Here is a 21,259-nt window from a genome sequence, read left to right as displayed (position 1 = left end):
GTCGACGCCGTCACTCACGTCTCACCGGCAGGTACTCGGGGTAGCGGTTGTCGTAGCCGACGGCGCGACCGAGGACTGCAGTCGTGCGAATCCCGAGCAACTGGAGCCACATGGGGAGATGCGCGAGCAATAGCATGTCGTCGAACTCGTCGAGCAGCACCGCCAACCTGAGGGCGTTCAGCGGCATCCCCGACGGCGTGACCGGGGCGCCGTCGCGGGCGAGGCCGTAGGTCACCCGCATGAACTGTTCGGTGCGGAGGCCGGGCGTCACCGACCCCCTGACGTGGAGTACGTCGTCCCCGGCGTTCCAGAACCGATGGACGTCGCCGGCAGGGACGACGGCCGTCGCACCGGCGGTCAACTGCCGTCGGTCGCCCTCGTGGGTGATACCCATCGTTCCGGACTGTACGGACAGCCGTTCCACTTGCTCGGGGTGGACGTGACGCATCGGGCCGTGTGATCCCTCGGCGGCCAGCCACATGTCGAACCGGAGCGGGTCGGTTTCGGGGTCGTCGGGTCGTTCGCGGAATCGGACGACTTTCCCGGCCGGCGGACTCGCCAGACAGTCGTCGTCGACGAAGTGCGTGTGGCCGAACGGCGAGTCGTCGGCGTCCGTATCAGCACTCGGGGTGTCGCTCACGCGTCGTCGGGGGCGTCCAACTCGACCAGCGTGAGGTCCCGGTCGAGCATGCAGTAGTCGTGTGGCGGGTCGCCGACGACCTCCTCGATGCGGTACTCCTCGTCGAACTCGGCGCCCATCGGCTCACAGTACTGGTGGCTCGGACATTCGGTGTGGGGACAGGGGCCTGCCAGCGACGCGTTGCTGCCGGCGTAGGCACCTTTGGTCGGGACGTTGGCACGGATGGGGGCAGGTTCGACCTCGACGGCGCGGACGCCGGTGTCGTGGATCGCGCAGTCGAGTGTCTGGCCGCTCTCGCGGACCTCGGTGATGCGATAGCGGCGGCCGGGCGTGAGATTGAGACACTGGGTCCGGTACGGACACCCGGCACAACCGTCGGCCTCGCCGTGGTAGACGAACTCCTCGCCCACCTCCGCGAGGCGCGTCCCGACGAGCGTTACAGTGGTCATAGTGAGGGATAGATCCGGGCGGAATTTAAGGGTCAGGACCGGCCGGTCAGGTCGTCGAGTTCGTCGAGGTAGTCATCGCGCGGTACCTGATACAGCGAGCGGTAGTCGACCTCGCCCGAGGCAAAGCGGTTCGCGAGGTCGACGGCGGCGTCGACTGCGGACGCCCGGTCCTCGAAGGACTCGGCGTCGCGGTCCACTTCGGGTTCCAGATACAGGGTGACGTACCAGTCATCGCCCGACCGGTCGAGGCCGGGTCGGCGGGTTCGTTTCCCCCGTGTGAGGTATATCGTCGGGAGACAGGGCGCAGGGAAGTTCTGGCTGTCGAAGACGTCCGGACGGTACGCGAGGATGAGTTTCGCCTCGGTCTCGTTCCAGACCGTCCAGTCGTCGGCCAGTCCGTCGAGGTCCATACCGACGGCTTCGTCTCGGCAGGCAATACTCTATCGACTACTGACTCGTCGCCCGCTTTCGGGAGGGGTACTTATAAAGCGTCTCGGCGCTCACCCTCGTGTGAATCCGTACCTCAGCGATGCCGTCTCCGTATTAGGTCCTCATTCGAGGCGTCGAAAACCCGGCGTTATATGGGTAACGGGAAAAGGTTCTTTATGATGAAGCACTCATGTGTTAAATAGTATCGGAAACAGTAACCCACTGTCACCCGTTACCACTGGGGTGGGTCCGTCCCCGCGACCACCCGGCCAGCACACATGGCATGGTACGACTACCGGCCCGCAATAACGGGTCCTACCGCGGCCGCCCGCCTGCACGCACGGAGCGGCAGTTGGTGGCATCGGTGTACTGAGTCCGACACGCTGGCCCTGCGTGCCCGCGTGCCATCGCGTGCCGAACTCACCGAGATAGCATGAGCAAGAACAAAGAGACACTGGAAGCGCTGAGCAAGGAGTACCAAGACACGATACCGGCCGATCTCCGGACGACGCGGAGTTTCGACTGGTATCTCGACCAACTGTACGACGAACCGCGAATCGCCCGCAACGCCCACCAGCGCGTCGCGGACATGTTCGACTACTACGGGACGTCCTACGACGAGGACGCCGGCGTCGTAGAGTACGAGATAGCCAGCGAAGACCCGCTTCACGACGGCGAGAACACCTTCTACGGCCGCGAGGTCCACGAGGCGATACACGAGTTCGTGAACAAGGTCAAGTCCGGAGCGCGGGGTCTCGGTCCAGAGAAACGAATCAAGTTACTGCTCGGTCCCGTCGGGTCCGGGAAGTCCGATTTCGACCGACAGGTCCGTCGGTACTTCGAGGACTACACCCGCCGCGACGAGGGGCGGATGTACACGTTCCGCTGGACGAACCTCTGTGACGTCATCGGCGATCAGGACCCGGCCGACGACGTGGTCCGGTCGCCGATGAATCAGGACCCGATGGTGCTGCTGCCACAGGACCAGCGAGACAGGGTCATCGAGGACATCAACGAGGAACTCGACGCCCCCTACACCATCCGGAACGAGCAGGCGCTCGACCCCGCCTCGGAGTTCTACATGGACCACCTGCTGGCCAACTACGACGACGACCTGCAGGCCGTCTTAGAGAACCACGTCGAAATCGTCCGGTTCGTCGCCGACGAGAACCAGCGACAGGGTATCGAGACGTTCGAACCCAAAGACAAGAAGAACCAGGACGAGACGGAACTGACCGGCGACGTCAACTACTCGAAGATAGCTATCTACGGCGAGAGCGACCCGCGAGCGTTCGACTACTCCGGGGCGTTCTGTAACGCCAACCGCGGCATCTTCTCCGGCGAGGAACTGCTGAAACTCCAGCGCGAGTTCCTCTATGACTTCCTGCACGCCAGTCAGGAACAGACGATCAAACCGAAGAACAACCCGCGTATCGACATCGACCAGGTCATCGTCGGCCGGACGAACATGCCCGAGTACCGGGACAAGAAGGGCGACGAGAAGATGGAGGCGTTCAACGACCGGACGAAACGCATCGACTTCCCGTACGTCCTCCAGTACGAGGAAGAGGCCAAGATATACAACAAGATGCTCCGGAACGCGGACTTACCGGACATCCACGTCGAACCGCACACGCTGGAGATGGCCGGCCTGTTCGGCGTCCTCACCCGCATCGAGGAACCCGACACGGAGTCGGTCGACCTCGTCCAGAAGGCCAAAGCCTACAACGGCGAGATAGACGAGGCCGACGACATCGACGTGAAGAAGCTCCGCGACGAGGCCGCCACCACCGCCGACATCGGCGAAGGGATGGACGGCGTCTCCCCGCGGTTCATCGGCGACGAGATCGCCGAGGCCATCATGGACTCGATGCACCGCGACAGGCAGTTCCTCTCGCCGCTGACGACGTTCAACCACCTCGAAGGCAACTTAGAGAACCACGGTTCCATCGACGAGGAGTCCTTCGACCAGTACTACCGCTTCCTCGAACTCGTCCGCGAAGAGTACAAGGAACGGGCCATCGAGGACGTGCGCCACGCGCTGGCCTACGACATGGACGAGATCCAGCGACAGGGCGAGAAGTACATGGACCACGTCATGGCCTACATCGACGACGACACCGTCGAGGACGAACTGACGGGCCGCGAGCAGGAACCGGACGAGCAGTTCCTGCGCTCCGTCGAGGAGAAACTGAACCTGCCGGAGGACCGAAAAGACGACTTCCGGCAGGAAGTGTCGAACTGGGTCTCACGGAGAGCACGCGAGGGCGATACGTTCAACCCGCAGGACAACGACCGCCTGCGCCGCGCCTTAGAGCGCAAACTCTGGGAAGACAAGAAACACAACATCAACTTCTCGGCGCTGGTGTCCTCCGGCGAGATGGACGACGACGAGCGCAATCAGTGGATAGACGCCCTGATCGAGCAGGACTACTCCGAAGAAGGTGCCCGTGAAGTGCTCGAGTTCGCCGGCGCGGAGGTCGCTAAAAGCGAGATGGAGGACTAGATGAGCGGCGAGGAGTACATCGGCCGGGCGGACGACTCGCTTGACGCCACCTACGAGGCGCCGATGAGCCTCGCCGAGTACGTCGACACCGTCCTCGAGACGCCCGGGATAGCCGCACACGCCTCGAAGTACATGCTCGCAGCCATCGAGGCGGCGGGCACGCGCACCGTCATCGAGGAAGGCGAGGAGAAAGAGCGCTACCGCTTCTTCGACGACCCGTACAACGACGGGGAACACGCCATCCTCGGTAATACGGAGGTGCTGAACGCCTTCGTCGACGACCTGCGCTCTATCGCCGCGGGGCGCGGGAAAGACGAGAAGATAGTCTGGCTCGAAGGCCCGACGGCGACGGGCAAGTCCGAACTGAAGCGGTGTCTCATCAACGGCCTCCGGGAGTACTCGAAGACGCCCGAAGGCCGGCGATACACCGTCGAGTGGAACGTCGCCGGCGCGGGCGGGAGCGACAGCGCCCTGACCTACGGCGACGCACCGGTCGAAGACGAGGACGACTGGTACGAGAGTCCGGTGCAGGTACACCCGCTTACGGTGTTCCCGGCGGACGTCCGCACCGACCTGCTGGCCGAAATCAACGAGCGACTGGACGATCACATCGATATTCACGTCGACGGCGAACTGGACCCGTTCTCCAGAGAGGCCTACGACTACCTCGAAGAGCAGTACCGACGGCAGGGCGCCGAGGACCTGTTCTCGGCGGTCACGGATCCCTCTCACTTGCGGGTGAAAAACTTCGTCGTCGACGTGGGACACGGCATCGGCGTCCTCCACTCCGAGGACGAGGGGACGCCCAAAGAGCGACTGGTCGGGTCGTGGATGCACGGCATGCTCCGCGAACTGGACTCTCGGGGTCGGAAGAACCCGCAGGCGTTCTCCTACGACGGCGTCCTCTCGCAGGGCAACGGCCTACTGACGGTGGTCGAAGACGCCGCACAGCACGCCGACCTGCTCCAGAAACTGCTGAACGTCCCCGACGAGAGTCGCGTCAAACTGGACAAGGGCATCGGGATGGACGTCGATACGCAACTGGTCATCATCTCGAACCCCGATTTGGAGGCACAGTTGAACCAGCACGCCGACCGAGAGGGACAGGACCCGCTGAAGGCGCTGAAACGTCGGCTGGACAAACACGAATTCACGTACCTGACGAACCTCTCGCTTGAGGCCCAACTGCTCCGGCGGGAACTGACCAACGAGACGACTGTCTGGGACCCCGATTCGTGGGAGGAACTGGAGACGTGGATCCAGGAGCCAGTGACCGTCTCGGTCCGTGACGACGTGGCGTCGGCGACGGACAAGGAACTTGCGCCACACACCATCGAAGCCGCCGCGCTGTACGCCGTCGCCTCGCGACTCGACGCCTCGAACGTCCCGAACGGACTGGACCTCGTCGACAAAGCGCTCCTGTTCGACCGGGGCTACCTGATGGAGGGCGACGAGCGAATCGACATCGACGACTACGACTTAGAGACGACGGACCACGACGGGGACCACGGCATCCCCGTGACCTACGTCCGTGACGTGGTCGCGGACCTCCTCCACGAGACCCAGGACCGCCACCACCCGGACCTGCCCGTCGAACACGTCATCATGCCCCGAGACGTGCTGAACGCCGTCGCCGAGGGGATGGGCGACGCCCCGGTGTTCTCGGCGGCGGAAGCCACCGAGTACGAGGAGCGCGTCGTCCCGGTGAAGAATCATATCTTCGGCGAACAGGAGCGAGACGTGTTAGACGCGATGATGCGGGACAAGCGCGTCGACGAGGCCACCGTCGAAGAGTACATCGAACACGTCTACGCGTGGGCCTCCGACGACCAGATAGAGAACGAACGCGGCGAGTACGTCGACCCGGACCCGCTGAAGATGAAGGTGTTCGAGATAGAGCACCTCGGCCGGTTCGACGAGGACAACTACGACGACAACGACCCCGACGAGGCCGTCGAGGCGTTCCGCACCGACAAGATAATCACGGCGCTGAACCGCCACGCGTGGCAGCGCCGCGACGAGGAGTTCCGCGTCGGCGACGTCTCCCCGAAGGAGATTCCGGTCATCAAGACCGTTCTCGGGAGCCACGACTGGGACGACGTCAAGCGGACGTTCGAGGACTTCGATCCCCGACAGTGGGACGAACCGCCGTCGGGGACCGAGACGGCTCGACTCAAGCAGATGACTATCGAGAACATGGTCGACATGCACGGCTACAGCGAGGCCGCCGCCGAACTGACCAGCCGGCACGTCATGAATCAGGTGAGTTACCGATGGGACTGAAAGACGACCTCGAACGGTACCGTGAGGTGGGCGAGGACCGCCGGCAGGACCTCGCCGAGTTCATCCAGTACGGCGATTTGGGGCAGTCCCGCGGCGACGAAGTGCGCATCCCCATCAAAATCGTCGACCTCCCGGAGTTCGCCTACGACCAGCGCGACAAGGGCGGCGTCGGGCAGGGTGACGGTGCCGAACCGGGCGACCCGGTCGGCCAACCACAGCCCCAGCCGGGCGACGACGGCGACGAGGACGGCGACCCCGGCGAGGAGGGCGGCGAACACGAGTACTACGAGATGGACCCCGAGGAGTTCGCGAAGGAACTCGACGAGCAACTCGGACTGGACCTCGAACCGAAGGGCAAGAAGGTCATCGAGGAGAAGGAAGGCGACTTCACCGACATCACACGAACCGGCCCCTCCTCGACGCTGGACTTCGAGCGCCTGTTCAAGAAGGGGCTGAAGCGAAAGCTCGCGATGGACTTCGACGAGGACTACGTCCGCGAGGCGCTGAAAGTCGACGGCTGGGGGCCGGCGACGGTGTTCGAGTGGGCCCGCGGAAAGAACATCCCCGTCTCGAAGGCGTGGATAGAGGACGCCTACGAGGACGTCCCGTCGAGCGAACGGGGGGCGTGGGACACCATCGAGGAGATGGAGGCCAACGTCGAGGAAGAGGACGCTCCCACGCGCATCCGACGCGAGGGCGTCGACGAGATTCCGTTCCGCCGGGAGGACGAGCGCTATCGCTACCCCGAAATCGTCGAGGAGCGCGAGAAGAACGTCGTCGTGGTCAACATCCGCGACGTCTCCGGGTCGATGCGCCAGAAGAAGCGCGAACTCGTCGAACGGACGTTCACGCCGCTGGACTGGTACCTCCAAGGGAAGTACGACAACGCCGAGTTCGTCTACATCGCCCACGACGCCGACGCGTGGGAGGTCGAACGCGAGGAGTTCTTCGGCATCCGCTCGGGCGGCGGGACGCGCATCTCCAGTGCGTACGAACTCGCCGCACAGCGACTCGAAGCGGAGTACCCGTGGAGCGAGTGGAACCGCTACGTGTTCGCGGCGGGCGACAGCGAGAACTCCTCGAACGACACCGAGGAGAAGGTCATCCCGCTGATGGAGCAGATTCCCGCGAACCTCCACGCCTACGTGGAGACCCAACCGAGCGGGAACGCGATCAACGCCACCCACGCCGAGGAAGTCGAGCGGACGTTCCGCGACAGCGACAACGTCGCCGTCGCCTACGTCTCCTCGCCGGGGGACGTGGTCGAGGCCATCTACGAGATACTGAGTACGGAGGACAACGGATGAGCACCGACGACAGATTCGCCAAACAACGCATCGCCGACGACCTCGAAGAACCGGTTCAGGAGGCGGGCAAACTCGCTCGTCGACTGGGCCTCACACCGTACCCGGTGAACTACTGGGTCGTCGACTACGACGAGATGAACGAACTCATCGCCTACGGCGGGTTCCAGCAGCGGTACCCGCACTGGCGCTGGGGGATGCAGTACGACCGCCAGCAGAAGCAGGGCCAGTTCCTCGGCGGGAAGGCCTTCGAAATCGTCAACAACGACGACCCGTCCCACGCCTTCCTACAGGAGTCGAACACGCTGGCCGACCAGAAGGCGGTCATCACGCACGTCGAGGCCCACGCCGACTTCTTCGCGAACAACAAGTGGTTCAAGATGTTCAGCGACGGCGCGCCCCGGTCGGCGAGCGAGGCGGGCCGGGACAGAGGCCCCGACGCCGCCGGGATGCTCGCTCGCCACGCCGACGCCATCCGGGAGTACATGCAGGACCCCGAGATAGAGCGCGGCGCCGTCGAGCGGTTCGTCGACCACGTTCTCTGTCTCGAGGACAACATCGACCAGCACCAACCGTACAGCCCCGTCGAGACGGCCGAGGAGCACTTCGAGGACATCGAAGGCGTCGACGTGACCGAGCAACTGGACGAACTGGACCTCTCCGACGAGGTCAAGCGACAGGTGTTCGACGACGAGTGGCTAGACGCACAGGTCGAGGAGGGAGAGGGCGTCTCGTTCCCGGCCCAACCGGAGAAAGACGTCCTCGGCTTCCTCCGGAAACACGGCATGGCCTACGACGAGGACGCCGAGAAGGCCGTCGAGATGACCGACTGGCAGAAAGACGTCCTGGAGATGCTGCGCCGCGAGGCGTACTACTTCGCCCCCCAGAAGATGACGAAGGTCATGAACGAGGGGTGGGCCGCCTACTGGGAGTCGCTGATGATGACCGGCGAGCGCTTCGCCGGCGACGACGAGTTCGTCCTCTACGCCGACCACATGGCACAGGTGCTTGGCTCGCCGGGGCTGAACCCGTACAAACTCGGCATGGAGATCTGGGAGTACGTCGAGAACACCGAGAACCGTCGGGAAGTCGTCGAGCGGTTGCTCCGCGTCGACGGCGTCACGTGGCGGACGTTCGGCGACGTCGTGGACTTCACAGAGGTACAAGAGCACCTCGAACCGCCCGCGTGGCTCCGCGACGTGGCCGGCCACCTCGACGAACTCGACCCCGAGGACCCGCGCGTGGACGCCGAGGGCCTCGAAGCGGCCCGCGACGGCGAGTTCGACGTCGAACGCTATCCGTGGAAGGTCCTGACCTACGAGGGGCTGGCCCAGCGACACTACTCGCTCCTGAAGCCCCAGTATCGCGGGTTCGTCTCGCGGGTCGGACAGGAGGAACTGGAGCGCGTCTCCCGCTACATGTTCGACGACGCGCGCTACGACAGCGTCGAGGAAGCGCTGGCCGACGTCGAGTACACCCGCGGCTGGGAGCGGATGCGCGAGATTCGCGAGAGCCACAACGACGTGACGTTCTTAGACGAGTTCCTCACGCAGGAGTTCGTCGACGACAACGACTACTTCACCTACGAGTACACCCACGCCTCCGGCGACTACCGGGTCACCTCGACGGACCACGCCGACGTCAAGAAGAAGTTGATGCTGAACTTCACGAACTTCGGCAAACCGACCGTCGTCGTCGAGGACGGCAACTACCAGAACCGCAACGAACTGCTCTTGACCCACCAGTACAACGGCGTGATGCTCGACCGGAGTCAAGCGACGGCGGTCCTAAAGCGCGTCTTCGAACTCTGGGGGCGGCCGGTGAACCTGCTGACCATCACCAAGGAGTTCGACGACCACGACATCGAGGTCGCGAAGCGCCGCGACCGCGAACCCGAACCGGAGGAGGTCGGCAAGCGACTACGCTACGACGGCGACGAAGTCACCATCGAGGACGTCCCGTGGAGCGACGTCGAACACCTCGCGGCGACGGACATCGACTACAACACCAAGCCCGACGAGTGGCTTGCCTGAGCGCTTTTTGCCCGCTCTCACCGGTCGCTCAAACCACCGTCGAACCGTCCAGAAGATATGTGCCCGTCTCGGCAGGATCGGGGTATATGCCCTCTCGACGCGCGTTTCTCGCACTCACGGCGGCCACCGGCGTAGCCGGATGCCTGACCGACGGCGACCGAAATCCTGCGGGTGACGGAACCGGGTCGTCGAACGCCACCGACGACTCGGGGGCGTCGACCGACGGGACAGAGGCGTACGCGGACGCCGACCACGTCGCGTGGACCCGGTCGCTCCCCGCACGGTGGTGAACCCACCGACGCCGACCGGCGACAGCCTGTACGTCGGGACCGACGCCGGGACGCTTTCCGCGCTGTCCTCCTCGGACGGGAACCGACAGTGGACCTACGACGCCGGACGGGAGATTCAGGACTCGGCGGTCGGCGGCGGAATAGTGCTGGCCGTCGCGGGTGGCGACGGCCTCAACTCGGCACAGCGGCTCCACGCCGTCGACGCCGGGACAGGAAAGAAACGATGGGACTTCTCGCCGACCGACTGGTGGCTCGACGTCCTCGCCGTCACAGACGACACCGCGTACGTGGCGACCACCGACGACCACGTCCAGTCCTCGGGCGAGACGCTGTACGCGCTCTCGCTCGCCGACGGGACCGAACGGTGGGCCGTCGAAATCGGCGACCCGAGCGGCGGCCTCGTCACCGACGAGCGAGTGTACGTCCCGGCCTACGGCGTCCTCGACGTGTTCGGCACCGACGGGACTCGGGCGTGGGCGTACTCCGTCCCGGAATATCAGTACCGGACGCTCTCTGTGGTGGGCGACACCGTCGCCCTCGTAAGCGCCGCGGACCCGCGCGAACCGACGGTCCACGGTATCGACGCCGCGACGGGCGCGCAGGCGTGGACCTTCGACGAGTGGAACGCCTACACGACACAGGCCGTGGGCGACCAGTTGCTCGTCGGCGGCGACGCCGTCGCGAGTCTCGACCCGGCGACCGGCGAGGTCGAGTGGCGCGCCGACGTGAGCGCGACCGTCTACGACGCCCCGGTTGCCGACGGCACGCTGTACGTCGTCAACGAGGAGGCGGCCGCTATCTCGCTGTCCGACGGAGAGATTGCGTGGCGGACACCGGTGGACGCGTACCTGGCCCGGCCGTCCGGTCTGCTCGACGGTCAGTTGGTGATACAGCGTTCGGAGAGCGAGGACGACCGGGACCGGCACGTCCTCGCACTCGACGCCGACACGGGCGAGACGGCGTGGTCGTTCGCCGCCGAATCGCGACTCACACGGCTCGTCGTCGGTGACTCGCTCGCGTTCGCCGGCGAGGACGGGACGGTCATCGGTGTCACGCCCTGACCACCGGCGAAGGGAAACCCGTTTTTCCGCCCGTCACGTTGACCGGGTATGAACGTACGCAGTGTCGCCGACCTCGGCCCCGACGAGCGCTCGGCCCTGTTCGAGAGGGACGCCGGCGTCGACGCGGTCAGGGACGACGTCCGGGACATCGTCTCGCAGGTCCGCGAAGAGGGCGACGTCGCCCTCCGCCGCTTCGCCAGCGAGTTCGACGACGTGGAAGTCGGCAACGTCGACATCACCGACGCCGCCGAACGCGCCTACGAGGCGATAGACGACGACGTGCGCGCGGCCATCGAGGACGCCGCCGAGAACATCCGGGCGTTCCACGAGCGACAGGTGCCCGAAGACTGGCGCGAGGACTTCGACGGGCGGGAACTCGGTCGGCGGTTCCGACCGCTCGACAGCGCCGGCGTCTACGCCCCCGGCGGCACCGCGGCCTACCCCTCCAGCGCGCTTATGGGCGTCATCCCCGCGAAGGTCGCGGGCGTCGAACACGTCGCCGTCGCGACGCCACCCGCCGAGGAGGTGAACCCCGTCACGCTGGCGGCCATCCACGTCGCCGGCGCGGACGCCGTCTATCAGGTCGGCGGCGCACAGGCTATCGCCGCCCTCGCCTACGGCACCGAGACGGTGACCGCGACGGACATCGTCGTCGGCCCGGGCAACCGCTGGGTCACGGCCGCGAAGGCCGAGGTGCGCGGCGACGTGGCCATCGACTTCCTCGCCGGGCCCTCGGAAATCATGGTCGTCGCCGACGGCGAGGCCGACCCGGAACTGGTCGCCTCTGACCTCGTCGCACAGGCCGAACACGACGAGAACGCCTCCGTCGTCGCCGTCACCGACGACGCCGACCTCGCAGACGCGGTAGCCGAGTCTGTCGAGGAACAGGCGAGCGAACGGGACCGCGAGTCCGTGATTCGGGGCGCTCTGGACAACGACGCCTCCGGCGTCTTCCTCGCCCGGTCGATGAGCGAGGGGGTGCTGTTCGCCGAGGAGTACGCCGCCGAACACCTCTCGATACAGGCCGACGACGACGAGGCGCTGCTGGACCGGATTCCGTCCGCCGGGTCGGTCTTCCTCGGCCCGTACAGCCCCGTGGCGGCCGGTGACTACGCCGCCGGGACGAACCACGTCCTCCCGACCGGCGGGGCCGCACGCGTCACTGGCGGCCTCTCCGTGGACACGTTCGTCCGGTCGACGACCGTCCAGCGCCTCTCCGAGGACTCGTTGGGAGACCTCAGCCAGACGATCACGACGCTCGCGGAGGCCGAAGGGCTGGAAGCCCACGCCGAGAGCGTGCGGAAGCGGTTCGAATAGCGAGGGGCGCGCAGACGCGGCCCTCGGTGGAACGGCGACCGAAGAGAGCCGTGGCGCGTAGCGAACCCCGACGTGGGGTGCGAAGCGGCGTCAGTGTTAACACGTTCGGGGGCACATCTATCAGTATGAGCAGCACCGTCGACGGTGAGCCACAACTCGGTGGCGAGGACGTGGGTGTCACCGAGGAAGCCGCCGAGGAAGCGATAGCGCTCCTAGAGAGTGAGGACATGGACACCGACGTCGCCGGTCTGCGGTTGTTCGTCCAGCAGGGTGGCTGTGCCGGCCTCTCTTACGGGATGCGCTTCGACCACGAACCGGAGGAGAACGACACCGTCTACGAGCGCCACGGCCTGCGGGTGTTCGTCGACGGCGCCAGCATCGACTACATCGAGGGGTCGGTACTCGACTACGAAGGCGGACTGCAGGGCGCCGGGTTCCACGTCGAGAACCCGAACGTCGTCAGCGAGTGTGGCTGTGGCGAGTCGTTCCGGACCTAGTCTTCGAGTTCGAAGGCGACCGTCACCTCTGCCTGGTACTCACGACCCTCGACGCTCGCTATCTCGACGCCGAGTTCGTCCACTTCTACCCACTTCAGGTTGTCCAGTGTCGCCTCCGCCCGCTCGATTGCGTCGTCGGCGGCGGCGTCGAAGCTCTCCGAGCTCGTTCCGATCAGTGTGATCTTCTTGAAAACCATCTGTTGTCACCGTGTGCTGTCGTGAGACGACCGTCCGATGCGGGCACGCCTCGGTCGGACTTCACGCGGTACCGACAAATATCTTTGTGAAGGAGTATCATGGGCCGGCGGCGTTGGACGACGCCGTCGGGACGACTCACTCCCCGTTCGAGCAGTCGACGTTGGGGTTGAAGTTCGCGAAGGTGCCGTTCGGGTTCGCCTTCCAGAGCCACGCGTGGAGTGAGTACCACGGTCCCGGCCCCTCGTGAGACTCGTGTCCGAACATGGTGAACGGTTCCGTCGAAATCCACTCGACGGCAACGAGGTTCATGTTCCCGTTGTTCGGTTCGTAGACGAGCACTTCCGGATTCATCGGGTCGAGCGAGTTATCGAGGTGCGTGGGATTCCCGTTCGCGTCGAGGAAGTTGACGTAGTGGACGCCCATGGCCCCCTTCCCTTGGGGGTGGGCCACGCAGTGCCCGTCGGTGACGTATCCGTCCGCCTCGGCTTTCGCGACGTCCTGATACTTCCTCGTTGCCCGCCGCACCGCCGCGAGCTTTTTGTGGTGGTCTGCAGTGCCTCTACCGCCCGCGATAGCGTTGCCAGTGACCCCAACGAATGCACCGGCCGCACCGAGCGACCGGAGTACGGAACGTCTGGTTTGTGGTGACATACTGCACGTTCAGATACTTACGGTTTCGACATTGTTAGACCCGATCTAACCACGGCGAAACGGTCCGCTTCTCACCCGGTCCGCGTCTCTAGCCACTCCTCGACGTACCCGACGACGTCGGTGAGGTGAGCGGTGCCCCAGATAGCGACGACGACGGCGCCGATAGTGTCGAAAACGAGGTCCAGCATCGTGTCTTCGAGGCCGTATTGAGTGAGGATAGTGGCGTTGCCGGTGGCCTCGGCGACCAACGTGATGGTGAACTCGATGACCTCCCAGACGACGCCAAACGCCAGCACGAACAGCAGGATGAACACGAACACGAACCGCGGCGGGAGGTGTATCTCATCGGAGTGGCGATCCAGTGCCCGGACCGTCGTGTAGCCGACGGCGGCGACGAGCGACGACGACAGCGCGTGGGTGACGTGGTCCCACCACCAGATGCCGGCGTAGAAGTTCGTCTCCGACCACGGCAGACCGAGGACGCCGACGGCGTGGAGGAACACCGCCGTCGTTATCCACAGGGTGAGTGCGGGGTCCAGCGCGATGCCGAAGTCCCGCTCTAACAGCGGCGGGAGCTGAGTCACCAGCAGACCGACCCCAGTGTTGACGATGACGCCCGTGCTCCCGCGTTCGATACCGATAGCCAGGATGCCGACCATCGCGAGCGTCATCACTCGGGAGGCTTGGCGCTGTCGGCGCGGGGTGATACCGAGGTAGTCCCGAATCCTCATAGGTCGGGTTGCACCTCCTCGGGAACCCGGGTCGTCCCTATCTGTTGGCGGACGTAGTACGCGAAGACGACACCAGCGCCGACCCCGGCGATGGTCGAGGCGACGAACTCCCACATGAGCGCGCGTTCGATGGCGTGTTCGGTCAGCACGGGGTCCAGGATGAACGTCGTCCCGAGTAGCTGGTCGGCGGTCCAGCGGACGACGGCCCAGACGCCGGCGGCGGCCATCGTCGTCACGCCGACGAACACGACGGCGAACCGCGGCGTCATCTTCACCGGCGTGAACACGTGGAGTTCGACGGCGAGGATGAGCGCGATGGCCGCGATGGAGAGGTACGTCGCGAGGTTGCCGGTCACGGACACCGTCGCGAACAGACGGCCGACGACCGGGAGGGCGGCGAGAAAGAGAATCTCCCACGGGAGCATCGCGTCACGGTTCCACAGTAACACCGGCGGCAGGAGCGCGAGTGCGGCGACGGTGGCGGCGAAGGCGGCCCAGAGAAGTTGCGTCTTCAGTACGCTACCCGCAACGACGGTGACCAGTATCGCGATCACGACCCAACTCACCAATGCGTTGGTCCGCCGGTCGCGTAACAACTCGGTCACGTCGGGGCTCATGTCCGTCAGATACGGCGCTGCGTGGAAAACACTATCGGAGGTCAGAGAACGCCGTAGGCGAGCGCGTAGGCGACCACCGCGACGCTGACGGCCGCTAACCCGGTGACGACGGCCTCCAGAGAATCGACGCCGCGCGAGAACGGACGGACCGGTGCGCCGACGACGCCGATAGCGAGGACGCTGAACACGAAGTGTGCGGACTGCTCCAGCGTGGGTGCCGGAAGCATGATGGCGGCGGCGGCGTAGCCGACGCCCAGCGACGCCCGCGGGTTGACGAGGGCGGGCAGGCGGTACCCCGTGAGACGGGCGTACGTCCAGACGGCCAACCAGACCGCCCCCAGTTCGACCGCGAAGGCCGCGAGCAAGTGCCCCGTCGCGTGGGGGTGGAGCGCGATGCGTTCTGGGACCAGCACCACGTCGAAGGGGTACAGCAGTGCCGGCGGCGACCCGGTGAACAGGTCCCCGAAGGGGTGTGAGAGGAGGCCGACGGACGCGACGGCGAACAGCGTCCGCGGACGCACGTCGAGGCGCCGACTGAACACGGCGACGCCGAGGCCGGCCAGCGCGAACGCGAGGACGACGACGGCACCGACAGCGCCACTAACGAGTCCGGCAGCGCCGACGAGGAGCGACAGCAGCGACAGCGAAGCGGCTCTGGTGGGACGGGTACCGTGTGCCCACAGGCCGACGGCGACGGCGAGTACGGCGCCCATCACCAACGAGTGCGTCGGGCCACGGTGGATGACGTTGGCCGTCGCCCAGAACACGTCTGGCCCGACCGTCTCGACGGAGCGCATCAGGAGTCCGACCGGTGCGTACACCACGTCTACGTCGGGCACGGCGGCGAACAGACCGCCCACGAACCCGTACTGGAGCGCACGCTTCGGACGCACGTCCAGTCGTCTGGCCCCGAGCGCCACGATAGCGAACGCCAGCAGGGCATGCCCCACGAACATACCACACCGTTCGGTGTCGACACGCATAAGTATCGCGTGTCAACGGGTGTATCACCACACGCAGCGGCAGGTTCCGACGAGCGGATTCAGGCGTCGTCGGTCACTTTCGTCCAGCGTTTTTCGATGTCCGCGTTGGCCCGAACCACCGTGTCGCCGCCCACGTCGAAGCGCGTCTTCCGGAGTTCGATAGCCGTCACCTCGCCCGTCGTGTCGCCCGCCGTGACGGTGTCGCCGGGGTTGAAGTCCGGGTCCCGGAGGAGGTAGACACCGGCGACGGCGTCGGCAATCATGCCCGACAGCGCATAGGAGACGCCCAGCGCGAGGAATCCGGTCGCCGTCCCCAGCGACGCAGCGACCAGCGTGAGGCCCACGATAGAGAGAAAGGAGAGGACGACGCCGAACCAGAGGAAGACGAGGACGATCGTCGCGACGAACTGTCGGTACACCGGTGCCTCACCGGGGAGTGCCCGCTTCAGTATCGTCCGGACGACGAACATGAGAGCCTTGATAGCGATGCCTGCGATGACGAGAAAGACCAATCCAGTAAGCAAGTCGGGGAGAACGCTCTGGACGTCGGTAAGGAACTGTTCGAGCGCGGTAGCGATGACGTTCATCTGCACGCCCCAAGGTCGGTGGGGGCGTCCCTAAGTCTTGGTCCCGGGGTGGACGATGTCGTAGTCGCCGTCCTCTCGGACGCCGATGATCGCCCACTCGTACTCGACGTCCATCCGTGTGAGACGTCGTGCGAGTGTCGTCGCCTCCGACGACCACGTGACGAAACAACGCAAGTCGCCCGTCTCCGGGAGTGTCTCGTCGCCGTCGAGGACGGTGACACGGACGACGCGCCACTTGTGTTCTGCTCGCAATCCGCTGTCGGTGCGCGACACGGTGTACCCGATATCGTCGAATATCGACTGGGCCTGCTCGCCGAGTGATGTGGTAACGGCCCCCATCTGCCAACGCCTACCAGTGGGTAGAGTATAAACGTTCCCACTCGACAATCGGACGACAGGAAACGGACGGCGTTACTCGTGGGCGGCGTCCCACTCCTCCGCCTTCCGGAGGTTGCTACACTCGTTACAACGGATTCGGCCCATCGAGTCCATGGCGTTGTTGAACGTCTCACAGTTACCACAGAAGTACCCCCACCGGCGCTCTCTGCCCTCGCCGCGGTAGACGACGTAGAAGGGACCCTTCGTGCCGATGTCGCCGTCCTCGCGGTCCACGTACAGCGTCGTCCCGTCCGGACCGTCACGTTCGTCCATACCGAGTGAAACAGATCCAGCGGCTAAATCACTGCGGTCCCAGACGCCGACGGGCGTTCGATCCCGACGCTGGCGTCAACCCCGTCTCGCCGCAGGACCCGCGCTACGCGACCGGTTTCGAGGGGCGACGGCCCTCACCGGTCTCTCGAATCGCGTGACGCTCCCGTCCGGTCGTCCCGTCGGCGGCGCAACCGCTTTGCCGCTCCGTCCCGCTACTGAGAGTGATGGGTCCCCGCCTCGTCCACTATTCGGACGTCGAGAACGCCTACGACGACCCCGACCGGATCGGTCGGCTTGCCGGCACGCTCCAATCGCTCGACGGTCCGGACGCGCTGCTCGTCGGGACCGGCGACAACACCGCGCCGGGCGTCCTCTCGCTGGTGACGAACGGGCGACAAGCGCTCGACCTCTTCTCGGCCGTCGACCCCGCGTTCGAGACGTTCGGAAACCACGACTTCGACCACGGTCTGGATGCCACTCGGGACGTCGTCGAGGCGTCGCCACAGACGTGGCTCACCGCCAACGTCCGGAACGGCGACGGACGGTTCCTCGCCGACGAGACGGCACAGTGGGCCGTCCGCGAGGTGGCCGGCACCCGAATCGGGTTCGTCGGCGTCACGGCACCAGAGACGGGGGCTGCCAGCCCCGCCGCCGAACCGCTGACGTTCACCGATCCGTTCGACGCGGTAGTCGACGCAGAAGCGGCACTGCGGAACGCGGGCGCCGAGTACGTGGTCGTCCTCTCACACCTCGGGCGGGCCGACGACGACCTCGCTCGCCGAAGCGACGTCGACGTTATTCTGGGCGGCCACGTCCACCAGCGGCGCATCGAACGCGTCGACGGGACCCTGCTGGCCCGACCCGGATCGAACGGCCATACGGTCGTCACGGTGGCGCTCGACGGCGCCGAACCGACCGCGGAGTTCAAGACCGTCGACGATGCCGCGCCCGACGAGCGCGTCGCTGGAGCCATCGAGGACCGACTAGCAGAGACCGGACTGGACGAGGTCGTCGCCACCGTCGAGGAACCGATCTCCCGCGAGCGGATGGACACCTACGGCGGCGAGAGCCGCATCGGTAACGTCGTCGCCGATGCCTACCGGTGGGCGATGGACACCGACGTCGGCCTCCAGAACGGCGGCGGGGTGCGCGAGGACGAGACGCCGCTGTCGGGGGACGTGACCGTCGCCGACCTCGTCTCCATCGTCCCGTTCGAGGAACCCGTCGTCGTCGCCGAGGTTAGCGGCGCGGAACTCCGGACGCTCTGCCGACAGGCCAGCGGGCAGGTCGTCCCCTACGGCGAGCCGGACTGGTGGAACGCTCACCTCAGCGGCCTCGAAGTCGTCTGGGACCGCGAGAGTCGGACCGTCGAACGGCTTCACGTCGGCGGTGAACCGGTCGACCCGGAAGCGACCTACACCGTCGCGACGACGGACTATCTGCTCCACACCCCGGTCGAGTTCCCCGTCCTCACGGGCACCCACCGCGTCGACGTGGGGGCGCTTCAGTACGAGGTCCTCGCGGAGTACGCGCGAGCCGAGGGCATCGATCCGTCGGTCACCGGTCGAGTGGTGCGTCGCTAGGGATTTAACCCCGGCCACCGAACCTTCCGGTGATGCCACAGGTCGTCGTCCCGGTTCGTTATCCCCTCTCCGAGAACTCGCGTGCCACCCTCGCCGAGGCTATCCGAGTCGCCGAGGAAGCGGACGCGGACCTCACCGTTCTCCACGTCAACCTCTATCAGAACGGGCACAAGATATCGCGGTCGCAACTGAAGAGCGCCGTCGAACGTGAGTTCGGACACCTCCGACGGACACGCTACGTCGTCCGGTCGGGGATGCTCGTCGAGGAGACGATTCTCGACGAGGTGGCCGCACAGGACGCCGACGTCGTCGTCATCGGCGACAAACAGGTGAGTCGCTGGCGGTCGATGGTTCGCCGCCTCGTCGACGACCCGGACATAGAGCACTTCCTCCGTGAGGAACTGGACTGTGACGTCGTCACGGTCAGCCCCGACAGCAAGCGGTCGGGTTACTCGGCGTCGCGTTCGTCGGGGAACTGAGCGCCGGGCGAGGGTCCCGGTCCAGCGTCGCTCTCGGACAGCGACACCTGCATCTCCCCGCTCGTCTCGTCGAAGAACAGGTGCGAGTGGGGATAGGCGATTTCAACGTCGGCGTCGTCGAGTGCGTCCCAGACGTTGGTCTGGACCTTCGACCGAGAGGCCAGTAGTTTGTACGGTTCCGTCACCCAGTAGCGAAGCGTCAACAGGACGCCGTGGTCGCCGAACTCGTTGATGTACGCCGTCGGTGCGGCGGGGTAGCGGGCCGCCCCCACGCGGATGTTGGGGCCGCCCTCGATGACGTTGTCCACGTCGCGGGCCGCACGTTCGACGAGTTTCCGGGCCTCGGCGATGTCGCTCTCGTAGGTTACCAGCACGTCCAGCGAGAGGCGGGTTCGCGGGTCCTCTGCGGAGTAGTTGACGACGTCCCGGTCGCGCATCGACCCGTTCGGAATGACCAGAAAGGTGTTGTCGAGCGTGAACACCTTGGTGTGTCTGAGCGTGATGTCCTCGACGAACCCTCGCTGGCCTCGGTCGGCCAGTTCGATCATGTCGCCGATCTCGTAGGGCTGGTCGGCCAGCAGGAAGACGCCGGAGATGAAACTCCCGACGATGGGTGCGACCACGACACCCACCACGGCGGAGAAGACGGCCACCGAGAGGCCGATGTCGCCGATACCGAGGCCGTAGATGCCCATGATCGTCAGCAGGGCTAAGACGTAGACGCCAACCCGGATACCTCGGAGGGCCGTCCGCGTCAGACTGGGGCGGCGGAACCGCTGTGCGACGCGACGGCCGAGCAAGCGAACGAGAAGGCGCGACGCCAGTAGCGCCAGTACGATGACGAGCAGCGACGTCAGCAACTGGGACGCCCAGAGGGGTATCTCGAAAGGGAGCCACGAGAACAGCGTCTGGGTCGCCTCCGCGGCCGTCTGGGTCGACGTCGCGTTCGTCGGCGTCGCCGTTGGCGTCGGCGTCGGTGTCGCCGTTGGCGTCGGTGTCGGCGACGCCGTCTGAAACAACACGACGTAGCCGGGATGCATGGCACAGACTGAACGGTCCCACGAGAAAAACGTTCCCCTCCCAAACCGATTAGACGACGGCAGACGAGACAGTCACCATGGTATCAGCTGGCACTGCTGGACCCACCTTCGATTTGACCGCCGAACCGCCTGACGTCGACACGCTCGCCGTCGGGTTCACCGAGTACGGTCTCGCCGGACTCACCGCCGTCGACTACCTCGTCGACCAGATGGAGATGGAACAGGTGGGGTACCTCGACAGCGCCGGGCCGCCGACCATCACGCCGTTCGAAGACGGAACCCCGCGGCATCACACGCGCCTGTACGCCGACGAGGACACCGCACTGGGCGTCGTCATCAGCGAGCGGTTCGTCCCGCCACAGATGGCCGAGTCCTTCGCCGACGCCGTCGACGACGTCTACGCGCAGTTGACGCCGACGAACCTCACTGTCCTCTCGGGCGTTCCCGTCGCACACGGCCCCGAGGACCACGTCCCGTTCTACATCGCCACCGAGGACTACCGGGAGCGCTATCTCTCGGATACCGACATCAGGGCGATGGGGACGGGGTTCTTAGACGGGGCCACGGCGGAACTGGTCGCCCGGGGAATCCCCGACGACGAACGCCCCGTCGGCGTGTTCACGACGCCGGCCCACCCACAGGCGCCAGACGCCGCCGCCGCGGTCCGTCTCGTCGAGGCGCTCTCGGCGACCCACGACATCGACGTCGACACCGAGCCGCTCGCCGAGTTCGCCGCCACCGTCGAGGCCCAGTACCGGGCGCTGGCCGAGCGAATCGAAGCGAGCCAAGAGGAAATGATGCCAGACGACCGGATGTACATGTGAGCCCGAGGGAGGCGAACGTGTCACACAGTAGGTACCGGTCGGAACTCGTAGACAGGGCGTTTCTCCGTGAATAATTAAACAATTTGTCAACACATACTTCACGCTC

General features: G+C 65.6%; 23 protein-coding genes. 11 read left to right on the top strand and 12 right to left on the bottom strand.

Going from position 1 to position 21,259, the window contains the following annotated elements; all coding sequences use genetic code 11:
• Positions 1 to 10: 10 nt before the first annotated feature.
• From NDI85_RS00890 to NDI85_RS00880, 3 genes are read right to left on the bottom strand one after another with little or no spacing between them, the layout of a single operon-like run.
• Complete coding sequence (locus NDI85_RS00890; RefSeq protein ID WP_188995375.1) at positions 11 to 640, bottom strand: cupin domain-containing protein; 630 nt, start codon at positions 638 to 640, stop codon at positions 11 to 13.
• Positions 637 to 1,089: a UPF0179 family protein gene (locus NDI85_RS00885; protein ID WP_188995377.1), complete on the bottom strand. Its 453-nt coding sequence runs from the start codon at positions 1,087 to 1,089 to the stop codon at positions 637 to 639. The genes NDI85_RS00890 and NDI85_RS00885 overlap by 4 nt, the downstream gene beginning before the upstream one ends.
• A 32-nt stretch (positions 1,090 to 1,121) precedes the next feature.
• Entirely contained in the window at positions 1,122 to 1,499 is a 378-nt protein-coding gene (locus NDI85_RS00880) for a DUF5820 family protein (protein WP_166970620.1), read from the bottom strand.
• A 452-nt stretch (positions 1,500 to 1,951) separates the two neighbouring features.
• On the opposite strand from NDI85_RS00880, the gene NDI85_RS00875 reads away from it, so the two are divergent.
• The 8 genes from NDI85_RS00875 to NDI85_RS00840 all read left to right on the top strand — a co-directional run bounded on the left by NDI85_RS00875 (position 1,952) and on the right by NDI85_RS00840 (position 12,809).
• Positions 1,952 to 4,024 (top strand): PrkA family serine protein kinase, encoded by a 2,073-nt coding sequence (locus NDI85_RS00875; protein WP_188995379.1) that lies wholly within the window; start codon positions 1,952 to 1,954, stop codon positions 4,022 to 4,024.
• Positions 4,025 to 6,307, top strand: coding sequence for a kinase anchor protein (locus tag NDI85_RS00870; protein ID WP_310914658.1), 2,283 nt, complete (start codon positions 4,025 to 4,027; stop codon positions 6,305 to 6,307). It begins immediately after the preceding gene.
• On the top strand, positions 6,298 to 7,614 hold the full coding sequence (locus tag NDI85_RS00865) for a YeaH/YhbH family protein (protein WP_188995382.1): 1,317 nt from the start codon (positions 6,298 to 6,300) through the stop codon (positions 7,612 to 7,614). The genes NDI85_RS00870 and NDI85_RS00865 overlap by 10 nt, the downstream gene beginning before the upstream one ends.
• Positions 7,611 to 9,644 carry a SpoVR family protein gene (locus NDI85_RS00860; RefSeq protein ID WP_310914656.1) on the top strand — a complete coding sequence of 678 codons (2,034 nt, stop codon included), beginning with the start codon at positions 7,611 to 7,613 and terminating at the stop codon, positions 9,642 to 9,644. The genes NDI85_RS00865 and NDI85_RS00860 overlap by 4 nt, the downstream gene beginning before the upstream one ends.
• Positions 9,645 to 9,730: 86 nt before the next feature.
• Positions 9,731 to 9,934 (top strand): twin-arginine translocation signal domain-containing protein, encoded by a 204-nt coding sequence (locus NDI85_RS00855; RefSeq protein ID WP_188995387.1) that lies wholly within the window; start codon positions 9,731 to 9,733, stop codon positions 9,932 to 9,934.
• Positions 9,928 to 10,995 (top strand): PQQ-binding-like beta-propeller repeat protein, encoded by a 1,068-nt coding sequence (locus tag NDI85_RS00850; protein ID WP_220639374.1) that lies wholly within the window; start codon positions 9,928 to 9,930, stop codon positions 10,993 to 10,995. The genes NDI85_RS00855 and NDI85_RS00850 overlap by 7 nt, the downstream gene beginning before the upstream one ends.
• A gap of 48 nt (positions 10,996 to 11,043) precedes the next feature.
• A complete protein-coding gene (gene hisD, locus NDI85_RS00845; RefSeq protein WP_310914655.1) occupies positions 11,044 to 12,312 on the top strand; it encodes a histidinol dehydrogenase in 1,269 nt (422 codons plus the stop codon).
• A 125-nt stretch (positions 12,313 to 12,437) separates the two neighbouring features.
• Complete coding sequence (locus NDI85_RS00840) at positions 12,438 to 12,809, top strand: iron-sulfur cluster assembly accessory protein (RefSeq protein WP_166970632.1); 372 nt, start codon at positions 12,438 to 12,440, stop codon at positions 12,807 to 12,809.
• Here NDI85_RS00840 and NDI85_RS00835 read toward each other — a convergent pair.
• The 8 genes from NDI85_RS00835 to NDI85_RS00800 form a co-directional block, all read right to left on the bottom strand.
• Positions 12,806 to 13,006, bottom strand: a complete 201-nt coding sequence (locus NDI85_RS00835) for a dodecin (RefSeq protein WP_166970634.1) — start codon at positions 13,004 to 13,006, stop codon at positions 12,806 to 12,808. The two genes, NDI85_RS00840 and NDI85_RS00835, sit on opposite strands and share 4 nt — an antisense overlap.
• Before the next feature lie 136 nt (positions 13,007 to 13,142).
• A complete protein-coding gene (locus tag NDI85_RS00830; protein WP_310914654.1) occupies positions 13,143 to 13,658 on the bottom strand; it encodes a hypothetical protein in 516 nt (171 codons plus the stop codon).
• Positions 13,659 to 13,729: 71 nt separating this feature from the next.
• Entirely contained in the window at positions 13,730 to 14,389 is a 660-nt protein-coding gene (locus NDI85_RS00825) for a hypothetical protein (protein ID WP_188995395.1), read from the bottom strand.
• The gene (locus NDI85_RS00820) at positions 14,386 to 15,006 is read right to left on the bottom strand and encodes a hypothetical protein (RefSeq protein ID WP_310914653.1); all 621 of its coding nucleotides are present in this window, start codon (positions 15,004 to 15,006) and stop codon (positions 14,386 to 14,388) included. Before NDI85_RS00820 ends, NDI85_RS00825 begins: the two co-directional genes overlap by 4 nt.
• Before the next feature lie 41 nt (positions 15,007 to 15,047).
• Positions 15,048 to 15,962 (bottom strand): metal-dependent hydrolase, encoded by a 915-nt coding sequence (locus tag NDI85_RS00815; protein WP_310914652.1) that lies wholly within the window; start codon positions 15,960 to 15,962, stop codon positions 15,048 to 15,050.
• A gap of 86 nt (positions 15,963 to 16,048) precedes the next feature.
• Complete coding sequence (locus NDI85_RS00810) at positions 16,049 to 16,582, bottom strand: mechanosensitive ion channel domain-containing protein (protein WP_166970644.1); 534 nt, start codon at positions 16,580 to 16,582, stop codon at positions 16,049 to 16,051.
• Between the two features lie 24 nt (positions 16,583 to 16,606).
• Positions 16,607 to 16,915, bottom strand: coding sequence for a hypothetical protein (locus tag NDI85_RS00805; protein ID WP_188995401.1), 309 nt, complete (start codon positions 16,913 to 16,915; stop codon positions 16,607 to 16,609).
• Between the two features lie 72 nt (positions 16,916 to 16,987).
• Positions 16,988 to 17,227: a DUF5816 domain-containing protein gene (locus tag NDI85_RS00800; protein ID WP_166970668.1), complete on the bottom strand. Its 240-nt coding sequence runs from the start codon at positions 17,225 to 17,227 to the stop codon at positions 16,988 to 16,990.
• A 224-nt stretch (positions 17,228 to 17,451) separates the two neighbouring features.
• On the opposite strand from NDI85_RS00800, the gene NDI85_RS00795 reads away from it, so the two are divergent.
• On the top strand, positions 17,452 to 18,810 hold the full coding sequence (locus tag NDI85_RS00795) for a 5'-nucleotidase C-terminal domain-containing protein (protein WP_310914651.1): 1,359 nt from the start codon (positions 17,452 to 17,454) through the stop codon (positions 18,808 to 18,810).
• A 32-nt stretch (positions 18,811 to 18,842) separates the two neighbouring features.
• Positions 18,843 to 19,289, top strand: coding sequence for a universal stress protein (locus NDI85_RS00790; protein ID WP_188995405.1), 447 nt, complete (start codon positions 18,843 to 18,845; stop codon positions 19,287 to 19,289).
• On the opposite strand, the gene NDI85_RS00785 is transcribed toward NDI85_RS00790, so the two are convergent.
• Entirely contained in the window at positions 19,259 to 20,329 is a 1,071-nt protein-coding gene (locus NDI85_RS00785; protein WP_188995407.1) for a mechanosensitive ion channel family protein, read from the bottom strand. The two genes, NDI85_RS00790 and NDI85_RS00785, sit on opposite strands and share 31 nt — an antisense overlap.
• 77 nt (positions 20,330 to 20,406) lie before the next feature.
• Between NDI85_RS00785 and NDI85_RS00780 the strand changes: the two genes are divergently transcribed.
• Positions 20,407 to 21,153, top strand: coding sequence for a PAC2 family protein (locus NDI85_RS00780; RefSeq protein ID WP_310914650.1), 747 nt, complete (start codon positions 20,407 to 20,409; stop codon positions 21,151 to 21,153).
• Positions 21,154 to 21,259: the final 106 nt, after the last annotated feature.

It is taken from the genome of Haloarcula sp. S1AR25-4, assembly GCF_031624555.1.
Lineage (GTDB): Archaea > Halobacteriota > Halobacteria > Halobacteriales > Haloarculaceae > Haloarcula > Haloarcula pellucida.
This window is presented reverse-complemented; position numbering and strand designations above follow the sequence as displayed.